Here is a 17,439-nt window from a genome sequence, read left to right on the forward strand (position 1 = left end):
CCTCAGTTCAGGCCGAAGCCGGCCTCGCCGGGCAGCCGCGGTGGCAGGCCGCGCTGGCGGGCGATCTGGCGGAACAGCAGGATGCGGTCGGCATCGTCGGGCGGCACATAGCCATCGGTCGGGGCGCGCAGCGCCACGGCTTCGCTCGCCGGACGGACGACATAAGGGGTGATGATGATCACCAGCTCGGTCTCGTTCCGCTGGAAGCGGTCGGAGCGGAACAGCGCGCCGAGCACCGGCACCTCGCCGATCCCCGGCAGCGCTCGGCCCAGCGTGCGGGCGTTGTCCTGCAGCAGGCCGGCGATGGCGAAGCTCTGGCCGCTACCGAGCTCGACCACCGTCTCCGCCCGCCGCACCGTCAGCGCGGGGATCTGGATCGAGGAATTGCCGGAGCTGAGGCGGACCGCGCCCTGTTCAGTCAGGTCGCTGACCTCGGGCCGGACCTTCAGGCTGATGCGGCCCTGCGACATCACCGTCGGCACGAAGGCCAGGCTGACGCCGTACTGCTTGAACTGCACGGTGACGACGTTGTCGCGCAGCGCGACGGGGATGGGGAATTCGCCGCCGACCAGGAAGCTCGCGGTCTCGCCGCTCATCGCGGTCAGGTTCGGCTCGGCCAGCACGGTGATCAGACGGTCCTGCGCCAGCGCGTCGATGATGCCGTTGATGTCGGACTTGCCGTCGGTCCAGCCGGCGACAATCGTGCTGGACGGGTTGATCGCGTCGAACAACGCGTTCCGCGTCAGCAGGCTGAGTGCGAAATTGCCGGACCGGCCGACCGCTTGCCAGTCAACGCCAAGCTGCCGCGTCACCTCGCGCGACACCTCGGCGATGCGCACGCGGAGGTTCACCTGCACCTGGCCGAGCACCGAGAGCCGGTTGTCAAGCTGCTGCCCCTCGGCCAGGTAGCCGCGGGCGATGCTGGCGGCCTGGTCGGCCTCGGCCGCGGTCGCCACCTCGCCGTGCAGGGCGATGCCGTTGCCGCGCTGCTCGGCACGGATGCGGTTGCCGGGCAGCAGGCGGGCGATGGTCGACTGCGCCTCTCCCGCACCGAAGCCTGAGGGGCGAACCGTAACCTCGTACTGCGCGACCGGATTGCCCTGGCCGTCTATGGCGGCGATCGTAGTGCGGCCCGGCGCCACGCCGAAGAGGAAGAGGCTGGTCGGGCTGGCCGGCCGCACTTCCACGACCCGCGGATCGGCAGCGAAGACCGAGCCGGCGGCGCGGTTCAGCTGCAGGATGCGGCCCGCCCCGGCTTCGATTGCCAGCGGCAGGCCGGCGCGCAGTGCGGCGCTGTTCTCCTGCGTGACCTGCCGGATGGGCGGCGCGGCGGGGCGTGGGGGCGGCGCGTCCTGCGCCGCGGCCAGCGCGGGCAGGAGCAGCGCCAGAAATCCGGCGATGCGCATCAGAAGCGGAACTCCTCGCGTTTTGCGGCACCCTGGAAGATCTGCAGGGTCTGGGGTTGGACATCGGCGGCGCCCCGCCCGGCGCGGAGCGCCGGCGAGACATCGCCGCCCCAGGTGATGGTGGCGTCGGTCTCGGCTGGGGCCTCCGCCCCGCTGGCGGAGCGGACCACCAGCGCCAGCCGGCCGAGCCGGGTCGCCACCGCGACGCGCTCCGCCTGCTTCGGCGTGACCTCGAGCGTCACGGTGCGGACCTGGCGGTTGCTCTCCGGGCCCTCGCCCATGGCGCCCTGCATCAGGGCCTGGTCGATGGCGATGACGCGGATGTCGGGCAGCACCGTCTCCCCGGCCACGCGGCGATAGGCCGGCAGGTTGTCGTCGCTGAAGCTGCTGGGTGAGCACGACGTCGACGCGGTCGCCCGGCCAGATCAGCCCGGCCGTGCCTGAGACGGCATCGACGCCCACCGAGACCGCGCGCATGTCGGGCCCGAGCACGGCGGCAAGGAAGCCGCGGTCGCCGGGACGCAGCACGTCCTCGGCCAGCATCGGGTCGCCGGGCGGCAGGCTGCGGCGGACCATGGCGCCGAACAGTTCGGCCCGTGCCTCCCGGCTGTCGCGGCGGGCGCCGGCGGGGGCGGCGTCGATCTCCAGCTCTTGGACGGTGAAATCCTCCGGCTTGATGAGGGCGCCGGCGCGCAACGGCCGCGCGGCGACCAGGAAGCCGGCCTTGGCGAGGCGGCGGCGCCTCCACGACGGGGGGCTGACCGGGCTGCAGGCTGTACCAGGCGACGCCGCCGAAGCCGGCGAGGCCGAGCGTGAGAAGGCCGAAGAGGAGGATGCGGAGCAGCATGGGCCGCACCTTCAGCCAAGGAGCGTGAAGAAAGTCCCAAGAGCGATGGCGACGCCGTAGGGCAGCGGGCCGCGGCGGCGGATGCGCCAGGCCTCGGCCCGCCGGGCACGGGCGAGCAGCGGGGCGGGCCGTGCCGGGACGGGCGCTGAAGCGGGCACCGGCACCAGCGGCCGCAGCACGAGATAGCCGAGCGCCAGCAGCCCGCCGGCGAGCGCGACCGCCAGGAGCAGGCCAGGCACCGCGGCGGGCGGCGCCAGCAGGGCGCAGGCGGTCAGCAGCTTCACGTCGCCGCCGCCCATCACCCGGCAGCGCCAGGCGGCCAGGGCCAGGAGGAAGACAAGGCCGGCGGCGACCAGGCTCGGCAGCAGGTCGCCGGCCAAGCCACGCGCGGCGAGGCCGGCGCAGGCGATGGCGAGGCTGAGGCGGTTCGGGATGGTGCGCGCGGCGACGTCATGCAGCGCTGCCGCCAGCAGGGCGATGCCGGCGAGGCCCAGGGCCCCGCCGGCGATCGGGCTCATTTGCCGGCGATCTTGTCGGCGATGTTCTGGAACATGGCAGAGGCATTGGTGCCGAGCGCGGTGACCGCACCGATGATGACGGTGGCGATGAGCGCGGCGATCAGACCGTACTCGAGCGCGGTGACGCCCTTGCGGTCGGTGACCAGGCTGCGGGCGGAGAGATACAGGGACGTCAGGGACATGGGACCTCCTTCGTGCTGGCGGCAGCCCGGGAGACGATCCGGGTGCCCGAAGAGGTCGTACTTTTTTCTATCTATGATATGCAATTGAGACTGCGATTAACTATTTACACCTTGCGACGAGATGTCTTTCTCAACCATTGCGAGTGGAAGCCATCCACCGGTCAGCCACCCCGCAGGGTGATGACCCGCGGCCCGGTGCCCAGCAGCGGCACCGGCTTCGCCACCGCCGGACCCGCCGGTGCGACCGGGCGCGCCAGGGCCTGCGGCACGAAGACCGGGATGCGCAGCGCGACCGGGGAGAGCAGCGGCGCCACCGGGTCGGGCCGCAGCACGGCCGGCAGGCGCGGCGCGGAGAGAGGCAGCGCAGCCGGAGCGCCCAGGTTGGCCATCACCCGCAGCCGGTAGGCCTCGCCGCGCTCGGGTGTCGCCGAATGGTACCAAGCGACTGCCTGGCTCCATTCCCGCCGCCGGCGCGGCCCTGCATCCGCGCAGGAAGCGGGCGGCGTAGCGCGCATTGGCCGAGGGGTCGAAGGCGTCCTCCAGCGAGGCGAAGGCGCCCGGATGGTGCAGCAGGTTCACCTGCAGGCAGCCGACATCGATCGAGCGGATGCCTCGGGCCTGCAGCGCGGCGACGGTGGCGATGGCCTCCGCGCGGCTGGACGCGTGCATCCCCATGCCGGCGGCATTCAGCGCCCAGGGCCAGGGCTCGACGCGGCCGGTCGCGGGGTCGCGTCGGCCGCTTTCGGTGCGGGCGATGGCGTGCAGCAGGCCGGGGGCAGGGCGGCCTCGCGCTCGGCCGCCTCCACCGCCGCCCGGCAGGCACCCCAGTCCTCGGCCCGGGCGGCGGGCGCTGTGATCATCAGCAGAACAAGAAACGGCCGGATCTCGCGTCCAGGTCATCATCGGACGGCTATAGGACATGGGATTGACCAGACTGCCAATGAAAGGCCGGCCCGCCGATGCCCCGTTTCCTGCGCTACGAGGATGCGCTGCCCTGGGTGCGCGGCCAGGTACGGCTGACGCTCGAGGGCATGGCGCGCGGGCTGGACGCGACGCCGGCCGCAGCGGCTAGCTTCCTGCGACGGCTGGAGGCGGAGGGCGTGGTCGGCCCGGCTGGGCCGGACGGCGCGCATCCGGTGCTGGGGGAACGGCGGCGGCGCTGGGCCGAAGCCGCGCCGGCCGCGGCCGATCCCTGGGCCGAGATCGCCCGGCTGCGGATAGAGGCGGAGGCCGCCGCCCGCCGCGCCGCCGCCGCTGAGGCGCGGCTGGCGGCGCTGGCCGTGCCGCGCGAGCAGATCGCGGCGCTGCGGCGGCTGCTGGCGCGCGAGCTGCACCCCGACACCGCCGCGCCGCTCGGCGACCCGGCGCAGCAGGCCGCCTTTGAGGAGGTCTTCAAGCGGGTCTGGCCGCGGATCGAGCGGGTGCTGGATGGGGCGCCGGAGGAGGACGCCTGAGCCGCCTGACCGGTTCCCCTTCGCCATGATTCAAAGCAACCGCTCTAGCTTCGTGATATTGCAAGCATTTTCGCTTGGTCAGGTGATTCCGTCCGATCGGGATCTGTTCGAAGGCCGCGGCGGCGCGTCCCGGCCGGTCAGGTAGCCCGCCAGGCCGAGCAGCAGCGCCAGGGCCAGGGTGCCGAAGGCGATCGGCCAGGCCGCGTCGGCAGGGGCGAAGGCCACCGCCCAGCCGGTCACCGCCGGCAGGGCCGCGCTGCCGAGGGTCTGCGCCAGGTTCACCGTAGTCGCGCCGCGCCCGACCAGGTGGTCCGGAAACAGCGACCGGCCATGCGCCACCACCACCACCGGGTAGCAGGAGAACAGGCAGAGCCCGACCAGCAGCGCGACCGCCAGGACCAGCGGCGGCTGCGGCCAAAGCCCGAGCGTCGCCAGGGTCAGCGCCGCGCCTGAGGCCATGCCGGCGACCAGCCATTTGCGGGTGTTCAGCCGGCGCTCCAGCGGCCCGACGCCGAGCAGCCCGAAGATCAGCGCCAGCCCCATGCCGAACAGCACCGCGCCGCGCGGGCCGGGGGCGAGGCCATGCACCTCGGACAGGTAGGGCCCGGCCCAGACCGCGATCACGGTGGCCATGGCGGCGTAGCCGACCAGGTGCATCGCCAGCACCGGCAGCAGTCCGGGCGTCCGCCAGACCGTCAGCTGGCCGCGCAGCGCGCCGGCCAGCGTCTCGCCCGGGCGTGCCGGCGGCGGCCGGTCCGGCGGGTCGTCCCGCACCCAGCGCCACCAGAGCGCGGCGAGGCCGATGGTCATCAGGCCCGAGAGCGCATAGGCGCCGCGCCAGCCGAAGACTGCCGTGGCCGCGGCGAAGGGCGCCCCCGCCAGCAGGATGCCGCCCTGGCTCAATGCGAAGACTCGGGCGAGGGCGGTGGTCAGCCCCGGCCCGGCATGCCAGCGGGCGCAGAGCACGACCGAGGCCATGAAGGAGGCGGCGCAGCCGAAGCCCAGCAGGAAGCGCGCGGCGAGGAACCACCCCGCATCCGGCGCCAGCGCCTGGCCCAACGCGCCGAGCACCGCCGGTGCCGCAAGCCGAGGCCACCGTCCGCCGCGGCCCGATGCGGTCGAGCGCCAGGCCGACCGGCACCTGCAGCAGCAGCAGGGCGAGGAAGAAGGCGCCGTTCGCGGCGCCGAGCAGTCCCGGCCCGGCCCCCAGCGCCGCCGCCAGCTCCGGCCCCACCACGCCGAGCGCGGCGCGGTGGAACTGGCTGGCGCCGGTCATCAGGGCGAGGGCGAGCAGCAGCCGCGTGGCCGGGGCGAGGCCCGGCGCGTCCCTGGCATCCAGCGGCATCAGGCGGCGACCCCGAGCGCCTCGCCGAGCCGCCGCGCGCCTTCCGGCGTCACCGCCAGGCGGCGGCGGGCCAGCGGGTCGCCCTCGCCCTCGCCCGGCAGGCGGGAGACCCAGTGTCGGCGCAGGCAGCAGGCGGCGATCTCCCGCCCCAGCCCGCCGGCCAGATGCGCCCGCCGCTCCGACCAGTCCATGCAATCGCAGGCGAAGCGCCGCGCCTGGCGGGCGGCGGCGAGGTCGATGCCGAGCGCCGCCAGCCCGGCCTCCCCGGCCGGGGTCGCCGCCCAGCCGCCCGGCGCCGGGGCGATCCAGCCGCGGCCGGTCAGCCCGGCATGGACGGCGACGCCGAGCCGCCCGGCCAGGTGGTCGTAGCAGAGCCGGGCGCTGCGGAAGGCTTCGCCATGCGGCCAGCGGCGGGGCGGCGGGGCCATGGCGGCGGCGAGGCCGCCCAGCGTCTCGAGTGCCGCGGCGACTTCCTCCGAGGCCAGCCGATGGTAGCGGTGGCGGCCCTGCGGGTGGACCGTGACCAGCCCGCCTTCCACCAGCCGCGCCAGATGCGCGCTGGCGGCCGGGGCGCCGATGCCGGCGACGCGGGCCAGCTCCCGGCGGTCAGCGCCTCGCCCGAGAGCAGCGCCTGGAGCATGGCGGCGCGGGGCGGCTCGGCGAGCAGGGCGGCAGTGGCGGCGAAGGCGGCGGGGCTGGTCATGCGGCGCAGCCTAGCCTGGAGCGCGGTGTCGCGCTTCGGGCCCGCGCGAAGGACAGGCGGGCCGGGGCCATGCCAGTCTCGCCCGGTAAGGGAGTGCCGCCATGATCGCCGTGATCTTCGAGGTCGAGCCCGCCGAGGGGCGGTTCGAGGACTATCTGGAGCATGCCGCCCGGCTGAAGCCGGAGCTCGAGAAGGTGCCGGGCTTCATCTCGGTCGAGCGGTTCCAGAGCATCAGCAATCCGGGGAAGCTGGTCAGCCTGTCCTTCTGGGAGGACGAGGCCGCGGTCGCGTGCTGGCGTATCCATCCCGGCCATCGCGGCTCGCAGGCCGCGGGGCGGGAGGAATCTTCGCCGGCTACCGGCTGCGGGTCGCCGCCGTGCTGCGGGACTACGGCATGGCCGAGCGGCGGGACCAGGCGCCGGCGGATTCCCTGGCGCTGCACGGCTGGTAGGGCGGGAGCCCGAAAAAGGGCTTGCTCACGATTTCGTCAGATTGTATTCAATCTACAGATCGCGGTTTCGTGAGGTCTGTCAGATGAGCAGCGCCACCCGTCCCCTGTCCGCCGCCGCCGCCGCCGCCCAGGCCCGCCGGTCCAGTCTGGCAACCATGCTTGCGCACAAGGCGCGCTGCAAGGAACTGCCCCCGCCGCACGAAGCGGAGGTCGCGGCGATGCTCGCAGCCTTCGCCGCGCGCGGCGGCCGGGTCACCCAATGCCCCACCGCCTGCGTCCTGCCTGTGCAGAACGGCGCCGGCCTGGCCCTCGCCTGACCTCTCCGAGCCCCTACCTCCTGCCAGGAATGCCATTCATGTCCCAGGTCATCCCCTTCCGCACCGCGCCGGCCGCCCCGCAGCCGGACATCGCCGCCCTGTCCGCCCGGCTGATCCAGGTCGAGACCGCGGAGACCGCGGACGAGGACCTGCTCGACCTGCTGGTCGAGGCCGAGGGACGCGCCATCACCGCGCTGGCCAAGGCACCGGCCGGAACCCTGGCGGAGGTTATGGTGAAGCTGGCGACGGTGGTGCGCCGGGCCGGGGATGAACGCGACGGGCCGCTCTCGACCGGCAAGCTCAGCCTGCTGCGCTCCACCATGCGGGACCTGCAGCGGCTCTCGGCCGCCCCGGCCGCCGCCGTGCGCGCCTGACGGCGGGGCGGCGTCCGCCGCCCAGGCTCCGAGAATGCAGGAAAGGCCGGGCATGCCATGCCCGGCGCTTTCTGCGTATCGGCACCCTGGTCGGCCGGGAGGACCAGTCGGCCCTCCCGTCCCGGAGGATCAGCGCTTCCACCACCCACGGCGGCGTGGGGCGGCATCGTCCAGCGCATCGACGCTGACGGGCTGCACCACGGGGCCCTGCACCACCGTCTCGGCGGGTTCGGGCGCGGCGACCGGGGCGGGCGCCGGCTCGGGCTCGGGCGTCGGGGCGGCCGCCACCGGCGTGGGCGCCGGGTCGGAGAGTGCCGCCTCGGTCAGGCCGACCTCCGGCGCGGTGGTGATCGCCTCGACTTCGGGGGCGGCGGGCGCCGCTACCGGCTCGGCCGCGGCGGGCTCGGTCAGGGGGTGGGCCTCGAAGCTCCGGGCGCCTCGACCGGCAGCGCCTCGGCCGGCGCCTCCTCGGCCGGTGCCGCGCTCACGGTCGCCGTGGCGATCGGGATGGCGGCGCGGGCGCGGCGGCTGGCGGTCGCAGCGGCTTCGGCTGCGGCCTCGGCCGCCTCCATCGCCGCCAGGATGTCATCCACCTGCCCGGCGAAGGGATCGGCCGGGGTGGGACCCATGTAGCGCGGCTGGGCCTGGGGCTGCGGCTGCGGAGCCCGCGGCGGCGGGGCTTCGTCGCCCTCGCGGCCATTCGGCGCGCCGCGGCCGCGCCGGCCGCGCCGACGGCGGCGCTGCGCCTCGCGGGCAGCCTCGGCTTCGGCCTCCAACTCGGCATCTGGCCCGGCGTCCTCGGCCGAGGGCTCGGCCTCGGCGGCAGGCGGTTCGGATCCGGCCTGGTCGCCGATGCCCTGGTCGGCCGCGCCCTGGCCATCCAGGCCCTGCTCGGCCGCGGCCTGGACCTCGTCCTCCTCGCCTTCTTCCTCCTCACCCTCGCCGGCCGCATCCTGGGCGGGGCTGCCATCCGGCCTTGTGCCGTTGCCGCCACGCCGGCGGCGCCGGCGACGGCGGCGGCGGTTCTCGCGCTCGGCCTCGGTCTCGCCTTCCGGATTGGCCGGGGACTCGGCATCGGCCTCGGTGGTTTCCGCCGCCTCGGGCTCCTCGGCCTCCTCCGGCTCGGCCTCCGGCGCGTAGTCCATGCGCAGCGCGGCCGGGCCGGTTTCGATCGGCCGGCCCGGATCGGCAGCGCGCAGCTTCTCGATCCTGAGGGTCGGCGGCAGCAGGGTGTCGTCCGGCTCGAAGACCACGGCCATGCCGAAGCGGGCCTCGATCTGCGCTAGCTTGTCGCGCTTACGGTTCAGCAGGTAGAGCGCGACCGAGCTGTGGACATGCACCGCGATCTCGGCGGCGCGGCGCTTGGCGCCCTCCTCCTCGATCGCCCGCAGCACCTGCAGCGCGCCGCTTTCGATGCTGCGGACCTGGCCGCGGCCCTGGCAATGCGGGCAGGTGACGAAGGTGGTCTCGGTCAGGCTGGGGCGCAGCCGCTGGCGCGACATCTCCAGCAGGCCGAAATGGCTGATCCGGCCGACCTGGATGCGGGCGCGGTCGAAGCGCAGCGCCTCCTTCAGCCGGCGCTCCACCATGCCGTCATGCTTGCTCGACTCCATGTCGATGAAGTCGATGACGATCAGGCCGGCAAGGTCGCGCAGCCGCAGCTGCCGGGCGATCTCGTCCGCCGCTTCCATGTTGGTGCGGAAGGCGGTGTCCTCGATGTGCCGCTCGCGCGTCGAGCGGCCCGAGTTGACGTCGATCGCGACCAGCGCCTCGGTCTGGTTGATGACGATGTAGCCGCCCGAGCGCAGCTGCACGTTCGGCGAGTGCATGGCGTCAAGCTGCTGCTCGACCGCGTGCCGGGCGAAGAGGCCGCCATCGCGGAACAGCTGGATCTTGCGGGTCTGCTGCGGCATCAGCATCCGCATGAACTCGCGCGCCTCGCGGAAGGCGTCCTCGCCATCCACCAGCACTTCCTCGACGTCGCGGGAGAAGACATCGCGGATGCTGCGCTTGATGAGGTCGGCTTCCTCGTAGATCAGCGCCGGCGCGGTGGACTGCAGCGTGCGCTCGCGGATGTTGTCCCACAGGCGCAGCAGATATTCGCAGTCGCGGCGGATCTCCGGCTTCGGCCGCTGCGCGCCGGCGGTGCGGACGATCAGCGACATGCCCTGCGGCAGCAGCAGCTCGTCGATTACCTCGCGCAGGCGCTTGCGGTCGGTCGAGGAGGTGATCTTGCGGGAGACGCCGCCGCCGCGCGGCGAGTTCGGCATCAGCACGGAGAAGCGGCCGGCCAGCGAGATGAAGGTGGTCAGCGCCGCGCCCTTGGTGCCGCGCTCCTCCTTGACCACCTGGACCAGCATGATCTGCCGGCGGCGGATCACTTCCTGGATCTTGTAGTGGCGCATGAAGCGCGGCGTGGTGCGGCGCTCGCGCGCCACCTCCTCGGTGCCTTCGCCGCCGATGGTCTCGGGCGGCGGGGCGTCCTCCTCCTCCGCCTCCTCGGCGCCGTTGCCGTGGTCGTGGCCATTGGCCAGCGGCGGCTCGCCGGCGCCCTCGGCCGCTGGCAGGTCCAGCGCCGGCTGGTCGCCGGTGCCGCGCGCGACCGATGCGTCCGGCTGCGGCTCGGCCTCGATCGCCGGGGCGGGCTCGGCGGCGGCGTCAGGCTCCGCGGCGGTGTCGGCCGGCGGCTCGGCGGTTGCGGCCTGCAGCTCGACCTCGAGGGCAATCGGCGCGGCCTCGGCCGCCGCCGAGGCCTCCGGCCCCTCGGCGCCGGTGTCCTCCGGCTGGGGCTCCTCCGCCTGGCGCGCCTCGCCCTCGGCGGCGGCGCGGTCCATCGCCGATTCGGGGACGGAGTCCTCCTCCTCGTCCTCCTCTTCCTCGCGCGCCTCGGCGGCCTGCATCTCGAGCAGGCGCTGCCGGTCGGCGACGGGGATCTGGTAGTAGTCCGGATGGATCTCGCTGAAGGCGAGGAAGCCGTGCCGGTTGCCGCCGTATTCCACGAAGGCGGCCTGCAGGCTGGGCTCAACCCGGACCACCTTGGCCAGGTAGATGTTGCCCTTGAGCGGTCGCTTGGTGGCGGCCTCGAGGTCAGATTCCTCGAGCCTTGTGCCGTCCAGCACCACCACGCGGGTTTCTTCCGCGTGGGATGCGTCGATCAGCATGCGCTTGGTCATCGAAGCGGTTGCTCCGCGCCCCGCGGCACCTGGGTGCGGCGGGGCGGATCGGGGTGGCGTGACCCGGTCGAGGACGACTGCGCGGCGCGGGCATAAGGCATGCGGCGGCGTTCCGTCCTCTTCCGGCGGGGCAGCCACGGGCTTCCGGCGCGCCTGATCGGCGCGCGGCGGTCGCCCGGGACGGCGCCCCAGGTTCGTGCCCACGCGCCAGGCGCGACGCCCGCGGGAAGCGGGTGAAGCGGCGTCGGTCACGCTGGCACCTGGGGCAATCCCGATCAGGTCAGGGACTGCCAAGGATCTTGGCGCGACAGGTCCCGCAAGGACGGAGTCGGGCGAGCCGGACCTGCCCATTGGGGCGGTACCCGGCTAGGCGACCCGGCGAAACGCGGGTGCGGCGGATGACCGCGACCCCATGCCAGGCCTGTGCCGCGCGCCGCATCGACAGCCTCCCAAGGGTGGGGATATGGCCTGCCGGCGCGGCTGCGCCCAAATCTCCGCCGGCAGCGGGCGCCGCCGGGGCTACTCACCTTAGGCGACCGGCGCGGCCTTCCACAAGGCCGGCATGCATCGGCGTGGCATCGACTCGCGCCAGGCTGCTACAGAGTCGGGCGCATCCTCGGGGGACGATGCACTGATGTGGCAGTTTCTGGCCGGACCGGGGGACGGGTCCGAGGCGGGTGGGCAATGCCCTGATTGCGCCCCGGGGCAAGGGCGGCGGGCGCTGCTCGGCCTGGCGGCGGCGCTGGCGGCCGGGCCGGCCCAGGCCGCCCAACGGCCGTCTTCCTGGCTTTCCGTCAAGGTTGAGCGGGGCCGGACCCTCATCGCCCTGGTCATGGAGCGCCCGACCGCTTGGCGGCTCACCGCGCTGGACGGTCCGCCGCGGCTCCTGCTCGACCTGCCGGGCCTGCCCTGGCGCGGCCCGGCGCGGCAGCTGGGGATGGGAGTGGTCAAATCCCTCGAAAGGCAGGGCAGCGGTTCTACTCAACAGCTTGTGATTGTGCTGGCCGCGCCAGTCGCCGCGCCGAACGCCAAGCTGAGCGGCGGGCGGCTCACCATCGGGCTCGCGCCGGGCCCGGCGGCCGGATTCGCCCGGCTGGCGGATGGCCGCAGCCTGGCCGCCGCCGCGGTGCCACGCGGCCCGCTGCCGCTGGTGGTGCTGGATCCCGGCCATGGCGGCAAGGATCCCGGCGCGATCGGCGCGCGTGGCACGCAGGAGAAGCGGATCACCCTGGCCGCGACGCTGGAGTTGAAACGCCAATTGGAAGCCGGCGGGCGCTGCCGCGTGGCACTGACCCGCTCGCGCGACGTCTTCATCCCACTCGGCGACCGGATCGAGCTGGCGCGGCGGCGCGAGGCGGCGCTGTTTCTGTCGCTGCATGCGGACAGCGCGCCCGGGGCGCGCGGCGCCAGCGTCTACACCCTGTCGGAGACCGCGACCGACAGCTTCTCCGCCGCCCTGGCCCGGCGGGAGAACGAGGCCGACCGGGCCGGCGGGCTGCGGCTGCCCAGCGTGCCGCCCGACGTGCAGCGCATCCTGCTCAGCCTGATGCGGCAGGAGACTCGGGCGGGGTCGGAGAAGCTGGCGCGGCTGGCAGTGGCGGCGCTGGAGAACGAGGTGGCGCTGCTGCCCAATACCCACCGGCGCGCCGGCTTCGTGGTGCTGAAGGCGCCGGACGTGCCGTCCGCCCTGGTCAAGCTGGGCTTCCTGTCCCACCCGCAGGACGAGGCCGCGCTGAACCGGCCGGCGCATCGCGCCCGGCTGGCCGCAGCCCTGGCGGAGACGGTGCACGGCTTCCTCGGCGCACGCGGCCCCATCTTGGCCGAACGCGGCTGATTTTCCTTGAAACGGTTATGGTGCGGTGCAACATAAAAGTCAGGGATAGGGAGGAGCATCAACCTGGAGTGCTCCCGCATGCTGCCTTTTCTGCTCGGCCTTTCCGCTGTCGCCTTCACCAACCTGATCACCGACCACGCCGCACGGCGTGAGGAGTTCCGTGAGCTGAAGGGCGGCCTTCGCCTCGGCAGCTGAAGGCGGCCCGGGGCGTCAGCCCCACCCCGTCTCCGCATCCCGGATCAGCCGTTCCAGCCGCGCCCGCAGGCTGTGGGCACGCACCACCTCGGCGCGGCCGGCGACGGCGATCGCCTCCCGCTCCGCCGGCGCGTGGCGGTAATGCGCCAAGATTTCCGCCAGACGGTACGGCCGGTCGGGCGGGTAGTAGACCAGGTGCCGGCCATCCTCGAACTGCGCCATGTTGGCCAGCGCCGAGGGATGGTCCAGGGCCGGCGTGACCAGCATGGTCCCGCAGGCCATCACCTCGGTCACCTTTGTGACCAGCAGGCGCGACCAGGCCGGCAGGTTCACGAAGATTTCGGTCGAGCCATAGGCCTCCGCCAGCAGGGCGAAGGAGCGGATCGGGTCAGGGTCGGAGACCGGCGCCATGCGGTCGAGCGGGATACCCAGCCGCGCCAGGAATTCCGCCCGCTTGGGATAGAGCGAGCCGAGGAAGGCCGCCGCATACCGCTTCGGCACCGGGCGCGGGGCGAACAGCACCGTATCGGCGCCGAAGGGCAGCCAGGTGCCGCCGAAGCGGGCGGCATCCTGCGCCGCCGGGAAATAGTGCCGGTCGGCCAGGCCCTGATAGCGGGCGAAGGGGAACTCGCGGTCGTCCCGCTCGGCCGACTCGGCGTACCAAGCGGCCTTCGGCATCGGCAGTGCGGCCCAGTCGGCGCCGTAATGCGACAGCAGCAGGTCGCCATACCACTCGACCGCGCCGAGGATGATCAGGTCGGCCTGGCGCAGCGCCTCGACCGGCGGGGCGCCATGCCGCGGGTGGCCGCAATCCATCACCCGGTAGCCCATGGCGGCCAGCGTCACCGAGATGCCCTCGGCGCAGCACCAGGCCGAGCCGACCCGCGCGGTGCAGTGGAAGACGGCGACGGTGCGGATGGTCACGCCGGCACCGCGAGCCGGTGCAGGGCACGGTCGATCCCCTCCCGCAGGTTGATCCTCGGCCGGAAGCCGAGCTCTTCCTGCAGCCGGGTGCAGCCGGCGCGGGCGAAGACGCCTTCCGGCCGGTCCGACAGGCCGCGGATCTCCGGTCGCCAGCCGGCCAGCTCGGCGGCCATGCCGGCGAGCGCGGTGAAGCTGGTCAGGATGCCGGTCGAGAGATTGACCGCCGAGCCGTCCTCGATCCGGTCGAGCATGCCGAGGATGCCGCGGATGCAGTCCTCCACATGGATGAAGTCGCGCATCTGCCGGCCGCTGCCCCAGACCTCCAGCACCCGCGCGCCACGCCGGTCCAGCACCCGGCGGCAGATGGCGGGGAAGGGGTAGGCGGCGTCCTGGTCCTCCCCGTAGCCGGAGAAGGGGCGGAAGCAGATCATCCGCAGCCCGTGCCGCTGGTGCGCCAGCCGGGCCAGGTATTCCGCAGTCAGCTTGGCCCAGCCATAGGACATGTCGGGCAGGCCGATATCGCCGTCGAGGCGGATCATTTCCTCGGCCAGCAGCACATGGCCTTCCCGCCTCTGCAGCCGCACCGGATAGGCGGCCGAGGAGCTGAAGACGGCGCAGCGCCCGGGTCTCGCCTGGGCCGCCCATTGGAAGAAGGCAGCGTCGATGCCGAGGTCGTCGGCCACCGCCAGCGGGTTGTTCTCGATCATCAGCCGGCCGCCGACCATGGCGGCCAGGTGGAAGGCGACGTCGAAGCCAGGATGGGGATTGCGGCGGAACCAGCTCCGGCAATCCTCTCGGTGGAAGTGGAATCCGTGATAGTCGCGCGGCTCGAATAAGGGCCAGCCCGCGGCCGGGTCCACCGCCCCGGTCAGCGGGTGGATGCTGTCGACGGCATGGACCTCATGCCCAGCCTCCAGCAGCGCGCGGGTGAGGTGCCGGCCGACGAAGCCCGCGGCACCGGTCACGAGCATCTTGCCCATGCGGATGGCCTTCTCCTGCGGGGCATTTGCCCCCGCGCGCATTTGGCTTGGAAAGAGTGAAGGCCGGCTTAAGTGCGTCTCACCGGGCTGTGGTCGCCGCTGCAACGCCGGCAGTGTATGAGACGCTCACAATGCCCCCCTCCGATCCCCGCATCGATCCCGGCTTCGAACCGGCGCCCCCGGCGCCTGCAGCCCCGCCGCCCGCCCGCCGCGCAAAGCCGGAGAAGCCGCGCCGCCGGCGGCCCTCGCTGTTCGGCGGGGTCTTTCGCCTGCTGTTCACGCTGGTCGCGGTCGGCCTCATCGGCGGCGCCGTCGCCGCCTTTGGGCTCTATCGCCATTTCGCCGCCGACCTGCCGGACTATCGCTGGCTGGCCGACTACCAGCCCTCGCAGATGTCGCGCATCTATGCCGCCGACAGCCGGCTGCTGGCCGAGCTCGCCGCCGAGCGCCGCGTCTTCATGCCGATCGAGGCCATCCCGAAGAAGGTCCAGGCTGCCTTCGTCAGCGCCGAGGACCAGCGCTTCTGGGAACACCACGGCGTCGATCCGCTCGGCATCCTCCGCGCGGTCGTCACCAATATCGAGCAATACGGGACCGGGCGGCGGATGGGCGGCGCCTCCGCCATCACCCAGCAGGTCGCCAAGAACATGCTGGTCGGCGCCGACCGCACCATGATGCGAAAGGCGCGGGAGGCGATCCTGGCGATCCGGATCGAGGAGGCGCTGCCGAAGGAGCGCATCCTCGAGCTCTACCTGAACGAGATCTTCCTCGGCTACCAGGCCTATGGCGTGGCCGCCGCCGCCCAGGCCTATTTCAACAAGGGCCTCGACGAGCTGACGGTCGCCGAGATCGGCTTCCTCGGCGCCCTGCCCAAGGCTCCCAACAACTACAACCCGCTGCGCTACCCGGAAGCTGCGCGCGCCCGCCGCGACTGGGTGCTGGACCGCATGGCCGAGGACGGCGCGATCACGGCGGAGGAGGCCGCGACCGCGAAGCGCGAGCCGATCGTCCCCCGGCTGCTGCGGCGGCCGGAAGTGGTCCAGGTCGGCCAGCACTTCACCGAGGAAGTCCGGCGCGAGCTGATCAACCGCTTCGGTGCGGAGCAGACCACCACGGGCGGGCTCGTGGTCCGCACCAGCATCGAGCCGCCGATGCAGGCGGCGACCGAGCAGGCGCTGCGCAGCGGGCTGATGTCCTACGACCGCCGTCGCGGCGGTTGGCGCGGGCCGGTGGCGCGGGTCTCGACCGGCGCCACCGACTGGATGCCGCAGCTGGAAGCGGTGCAGCGGCCCGGCGGCACCCTGCCGGAATGGCGGCTGGCCGTGGTGCTGGAGGTGCGCGACCGTGAGGCGAAGCTCGGTTGGGTCGAGCGGGCCGACGCACGCGCCCCGAGCCAGCCGCGCACCGCGAGCCTCGGCATGGACGGCGTCGTCTGGAGCCGCAAGGCCCTGCCGGAGAACCGCTTTGCGCCGATGCGGCGGATGCAGGACGTGGTGGCGGTCGGCGACGTGGTGACGGTCGAGGTGTTGCCCGGCGCCGCCGGCCGGCCGGACCGCCTGGCGCTGCGCCAGATCCCGCAGATCGAGGGGGCGATCGTCGCGCTCGACCCCAGCAACGGCCGGGTCCTGGCGATGGCCGGCGGCTGGTCCTTCGACAAGAGCCAGTTCAACCGCGCGACCCAGGCGCAGCGCCAGCCCGGCTCCTCCTTCAAGCCCTTCGTCTACCTGCCGGCGCTGGAAGCAGGCGTCCCGCCGAACCAGCGCTTCCTCGACGGGCCGATCGAGGTGATGACCCCGCAGGGTCCCTGGCGCCCCTCGAACTACACCGAGGGCAGCTTCAACGGCTATGTCTCGATACGCACCGCGCTGCAGAAGTCGCTGAACCTGGTCACCATCCGGGTGGCGCAGGAAGTCGGCATGGCCAAGGTCTCGGAGACCGCGGCGCGCTTCGGCGTCATCGACAACATGCCGCGCTACCTGGCGATGGCGCTCGGCTCGGGCGAGACCACGGTGCTGCGGATGGCGGCCGGCTATGCCGGCTTCGCCAGCGGCGGCAAGCGGGTAACACCGAGCTTCATCGACAGCGTGCAGGACCGCCGCGGCAAGGTGATCTGGCGCAGCGATCCGCGCGCCTGCCAAGGCTGCGATGCCGCCGCGCCGGGCGAGGAGCCGCCGAAGCTGGTCGATGCCAGGCCGCAGATCGCCGACCCGATCGCCGCCTATCAGATGACGAACATCCTGACCGGCGTGGTGCAGCGGGGCACCGGCATGGCGGCGGGCAAGGGGCTGAACCGGCCGATCGCCGGCAAGACCGGCACCACGAACGACTATTTCGACAACTGGTTCGTCGGCTTCACCCCCGACATCGTCATCGCGGTCTGGCTCGGCTTCGACGAGCCGCGCACGCTCGGCAAGGACGAGACCGGCGGGCAGAACGCCGCGCCGATCTTCCGCGAGGTGCTCGAGGCGGCGCTGCGCAACAGCCCGCCGGTGCCCTTCCAGGCGCCGCCCGGCGTTGCGCTGGTGCGGATGCAGGATGGCGGCGCGACAATCCTCGAGGCCTTCAAGCCGGGCACCGAGAACAGCGCCCGGCCGGTCGGCGGCAGAATCGGCTGGCAACAGCACCGCGGCCGGTGCCGAGCAGAGCCTGGGCGGGCTGTACTGAGCGGAGGCTGGTACTCGCCGCGCCACGGCACCCGACGTTGAAAAGGGAAGGGTGGGGTTCGAGGAGGGAACA

General features: G+C 73.2%; 18 protein-coding genes and 1 pseudogene. 6 read left to right on the forward strand and 13 right to left on the reverse strand.

Annotated elements, in window-relative coordinates; genetic code table 11:
• Positions 1-2: 2 nt before the first annotated feature.
• The 7 genes and pseudogenes from ACQ86J_RS27100 to ACQ86J_RS27130 form a co-directional block, all read right to left on the reverse strand.
• Positions 3-1,406, reverse strand: coding sequence for a type II and III secretion system protein family protein (locus ACQ86J_RS27100; RefSeq protein WP_431272551.1), 1,404 nt, complete (start codon positions 1,404-1,406; stop codon positions 3-5).
• Positions 1,406-1,756: a Flp pilus assembly protein CpaB gene (gene cpaB / locus ACQ86J_RS27105; RefSeq protein WP_431272552.1), complete on the reverse strand. Its 351-nt coding sequence runs from the start codon at positions 1,754-1,756 to the stop codon at positions 1,406-1,408. Before cpaB ends, ACQ86J_RS27100 begins: the two co-directional genes overlap by 1 nt.
• A gap of 76 nt (positions 1,757-1,832) precedes the next feature.
• Positions 1,833-2,102, reverse strand: a pseudogene (locus tag ACQ86J_RS27110) (Flp pilus assembly protein CpaB); the annotation flags it as partial.
• A 162-nt stretch (positions 2,103-2,264) separates the two neighbouring features.
• A complete protein-coding gene (locus ACQ86J_RS27115; protein ID WP_431267970.1) occupies positions 2,265-2,771 on the reverse strand; it encodes a prepilin peptidase in 507 nt (168 codons plus the stop codon).
• Positions 2,768-2,953 (reverse strand): Flp family type IVb pilin, encoded by a 186-nt coding sequence (locus tag ACQ86J_RS27120; protein ID WP_431267971.1) that lies wholly within the window; start codon positions 2,951-2,953, stop codon positions 2,768-2,770. Before ACQ86J_RS27120 ends, ACQ86J_RS27115 begins: the two co-directional genes overlap by 4 nt.
• Before the next feature lie 161 nt (positions 2,954-3,114).
• Complete coding sequence (locus ACQ86J_RS27125; protein WP_431267972.1) at positions 3,115-3,345, reverse strand: hypothetical protein; 231 nt, start codon at positions 3,343-3,345, stop codon at positions 3,115-3,117.
• A 294-nt stretch (positions 3,346-3,639) separates the two neighbouring features.
• Entirely contained in the window at positions 3,640-3,813 is a 174-nt protein-coding gene (locus ACQ86J_RS27130) for a hypothetical protein (RefSeq protein WP_431267973.1), read from the reverse strand.
• Positions 3,814-3,912: 99 nt separating this feature from the next.
• Here ACQ86J_RS27130 and ACQ86J_RS27135 point away from each other — a divergent pair, with 99 nt between their 5' ends.
• On the forward strand, positions 3,913-4,407 hold the full coding sequence (locus tag ACQ86J_RS27135; protein WP_431267974.1) for a hypothetical protein: 495 nt from the start codon (positions 3,913-3,915) through the stop codon (positions 4,405-4,407).
• 78 nt (positions 4,408-4,485) lie between these two features.
• Here ACQ86J_RS27135 and ACQ86J_RS27140 read toward each other — a convergent pair whose 3' ends face one another.
• Positions 4,486-5,478 (reverse strand): MFS transporter, encoded by a 993-nt coding sequence (locus ACQ86J_RS27140; RefSeq protein WP_431267975.1) that lies wholly within the window; start codon positions 5,476-5,478, stop codon positions 4,486-4,488.
• Between the two features lie 273 nt (positions 5,479-5,751).
• Positions 5,752-6,291: an ArsR/SmtB family transcription factor gene (locus ACQ86J_RS27145; RefSeq protein ID WP_431267976.1), complete on the reverse strand. Its 540-nt coding sequence runs from the start codon at positions 6,289-6,291 to the stop codon at positions 5,752-5,754.
• A gap of 265 nt (positions 6,292-6,556) precedes the next feature.
• Here ACQ86J_RS27145 and ACQ86J_RS27150 point away from each other — a divergent pair, with 265 nt between their 5' ends.
• The 3 genes from ACQ86J_RS27150 to ACQ86J_RS27160 are packed head-to-tail and all read left to right on the forward strand — an operon-like array spanning position 6,557 to position 7,597.
• The gene (locus tag ACQ86J_RS27150; protein WP_431267977.1) at positions 6,557-6,979 is read left to right on the forward strand and encodes an antibiotic biosynthesis monooxygenase family protein; all 423 of its coding nucleotides are present in this window, start codon (positions 6,557-6,559) and stop codon (positions 6,977-6,979) included.
• Positions 6,980-6,989: 10 nt separating this feature from the next.
• A complete protein-coding gene (locus ACQ86J_RS27155) occupies positions 6,990-7,223 on the forward strand; it encodes a hypothetical protein (RefSeq protein ID WP_431267978.1) in 234 nt (77 codons plus the stop codon).
• A 38-nt stretch (positions 7,224-7,261) separates the two neighbouring features.
• The gene (locus ACQ86J_RS27160) at positions 7,262-7,597 is read left to right on the forward strand and encodes a hypothetical protein (protein ID WP_431267979.1); all 336 of its coding nucleotides are present in this window, start codon (positions 7,262-7,264) and stop codon (positions 7,595-7,597) included.
• Between the two features lie 129 nt (positions 7,598-7,726).
• On the opposite strand, the gene ACQ86J_RS27165 is transcribed toward ACQ86J_RS27160, so the two are convergent.
• Complete coding sequence (locus tag ACQ86J_RS27165) at positions 7,727-7,885, reverse strand: hypothetical protein (RefSeq protein ID WP_431267980.1); 159 nt, start codon at positions 7,883-7,885, stop codon at positions 7,727-7,729.
• Positions 7,886-8,004: 119 nt separating this feature from the next.
• Positions 8,005-10,770, reverse strand: a complete 2,766-nt coding sequence (locus tag ACQ86J_RS27170) for an Rne/Rng family ribonuclease (RefSeq protein WP_431267981.1) — start codon at positions 10,768-10,770, stop codon at positions 8,005-8,007.
• A gap of 634 nt (positions 10,771-11,404) precedes the next feature.
• Here ACQ86J_RS27170 and ACQ86J_RS27175 point away from each other — a divergent pair.
• A complete protein-coding gene (locus tag ACQ86J_RS27175) occupies positions 11,405-12,604 on the forward strand; it encodes an N-acetylmuramoyl-L-alanine amidase family protein (RefSeq protein WP_431267982.1) in 1,200 nt (399 codons plus the stop codon).
• 210 nt (positions 12,605-12,814) lie between these two features.
• Here the strand turns inward: ACQ86J_RS27175 and ACQ86J_RS27180 are convergent, their stop codons facing one another.
• Entirely contained in the window at positions 12,815-13,723 is a 909-nt protein-coding gene (locus ACQ86J_RS27180) for a glycosyltransferase family protein (protein WP_431267983.1), read from the reverse strand.
• Positions 13,720-14,703 (reverse strand): NAD-dependent epimerase/dehydratase family protein, encoded by a 984-nt coding sequence (locus ACQ86J_RS27185; RefSeq protein WP_431267984.1) that lies wholly within the window; start codon positions 14,701-14,703, stop codon positions 13,720-13,722. Before ACQ86J_RS27185 ends, ACQ86J_RS27180 begins: the two co-directional genes overlap by 4 nt.
• Positions 14,704-14,834: 131 nt before the next feature.
• Here ACQ86J_RS27185 and ACQ86J_RS27190 point away from each other — a divergent pair, with 131 nt between their 5' ends.
• Positions 14,835-17,408 (forward strand): penicillin-binding protein 1A, encoded by a 2,574-nt coding sequence (locus ACQ86J_RS27190; RefSeq protein WP_431267985.1) that lies wholly within the window; start codon positions 14,835-14,837, stop codon positions 17,406-17,408.
• The last annotated feature ends 31 nt before the right edge of the window (positions 17,409-17,439 follow it).

This window comes from Dankookia sp. P2 (genome assembly GCF_050632255.1).
In the GTDB taxonomy this organism is placed as follows: Bacteria; Pseudomonadota; Alphaproteobacteria; order Acetobacterales; family Acetobacteraceae; genus Paracraurococcus.

What these genes read in the sequence shown, in the direction of transcription:
- ACQ86J_RS27100 (WP_431272551.1), bottom strand. Translation starts at nt 1,406, where the DNA reads ATGCGCATCGCCGGATTTCTGGCGCTGCTCCTGCCCGCGCTGGCCGCG.
- ACQ86J_RS27115 (WP_431267970.1), bottom strand. Translation starts at nt 2,771, where the DNA reads ATGAGCCCGATCGCCGGCGGGGCCCTGGGCCTCGCCGGCATCGCCCTG.
- ACQ86J_RS27120 (WP_431267971.1), bottom strand. Translation starts at nt 2,953, where the DNA reads ATGTCCCTGACGTCCCTGTATCTCTCCGCCCGCAGCCTGGTCACCGAC.
- ACQ86J_RS27130 (WP_431267973.1), bottom strand. Translation starts at nt 3,813, where the DNA reads ATGATCACAGCGCCCGCCGCCCGGGCCGAGGACTGGGGTGCCTGCCGG.
- ACQ86J_RS27135 (WP_431267974.1), top strand. Translation starts at nt 3,913, where the DNA reads ATGCCCCGTTTCCTGCGCTACGAGGATGCGCTGCCCTGGGTGCGCGGC.
- ACQ86J_RS27150 (WP_431267977.1), top strand. Translation starts at nt 6,557, where the DNA reads ATGATCGCCGTGATCTTCGAGGTCGAGCCCGCCGAGGGGCGGTTCGAG.
- ACQ86J_RS27155 (WP_431267978.1), top strand. Translation starts at nt 6,990, where the DNA reads ATGAGCAGCGCCACCCGTCCCCTGTCCGCCGCCGCCGCCGCCGCCCAG.
- ACQ86J_RS27160 (WP_431267979.1), top strand. Translation starts at nt 7,262, where the DNA reads ATGTCCCAGGTCATCCCCTTCCGCACCGCGCCGGCCGCCCCGCAGCCG.
- ACQ86J_RS27170 (WP_431267981.1), bottom strand. Translation starts at nt 10,770, where the DNA reads ATGACCAAGCGCATGCTGATCGACGCATCCCACGCGGAAGAAACCCGC.
- ACQ86J_RS27175 (WP_431267982.1), top strand. Translation starts at nt 11,405, where the DNA reads ATGTGGCAGTTTCTGGCCGGACCGGGGGACGGGTCCGAGGCGGGTGGG.
- ACQ86J_RS27185 (WP_431267984.1), bottom strand. Translation starts at nt 14,703, where the DNA reads ATGGGCAAGATGCTCGTGACCGGTGCCGCGGGCTTCGTCGGCCGGCAC.
- ACQ86J_RS27190 (WP_431267985.1), top strand. Translation starts at nt 14,835, where the DNA reads ATGCCCCCCTCCGATCCCCGCATCGATCCCGGCTTCGAACCGGCGCCC.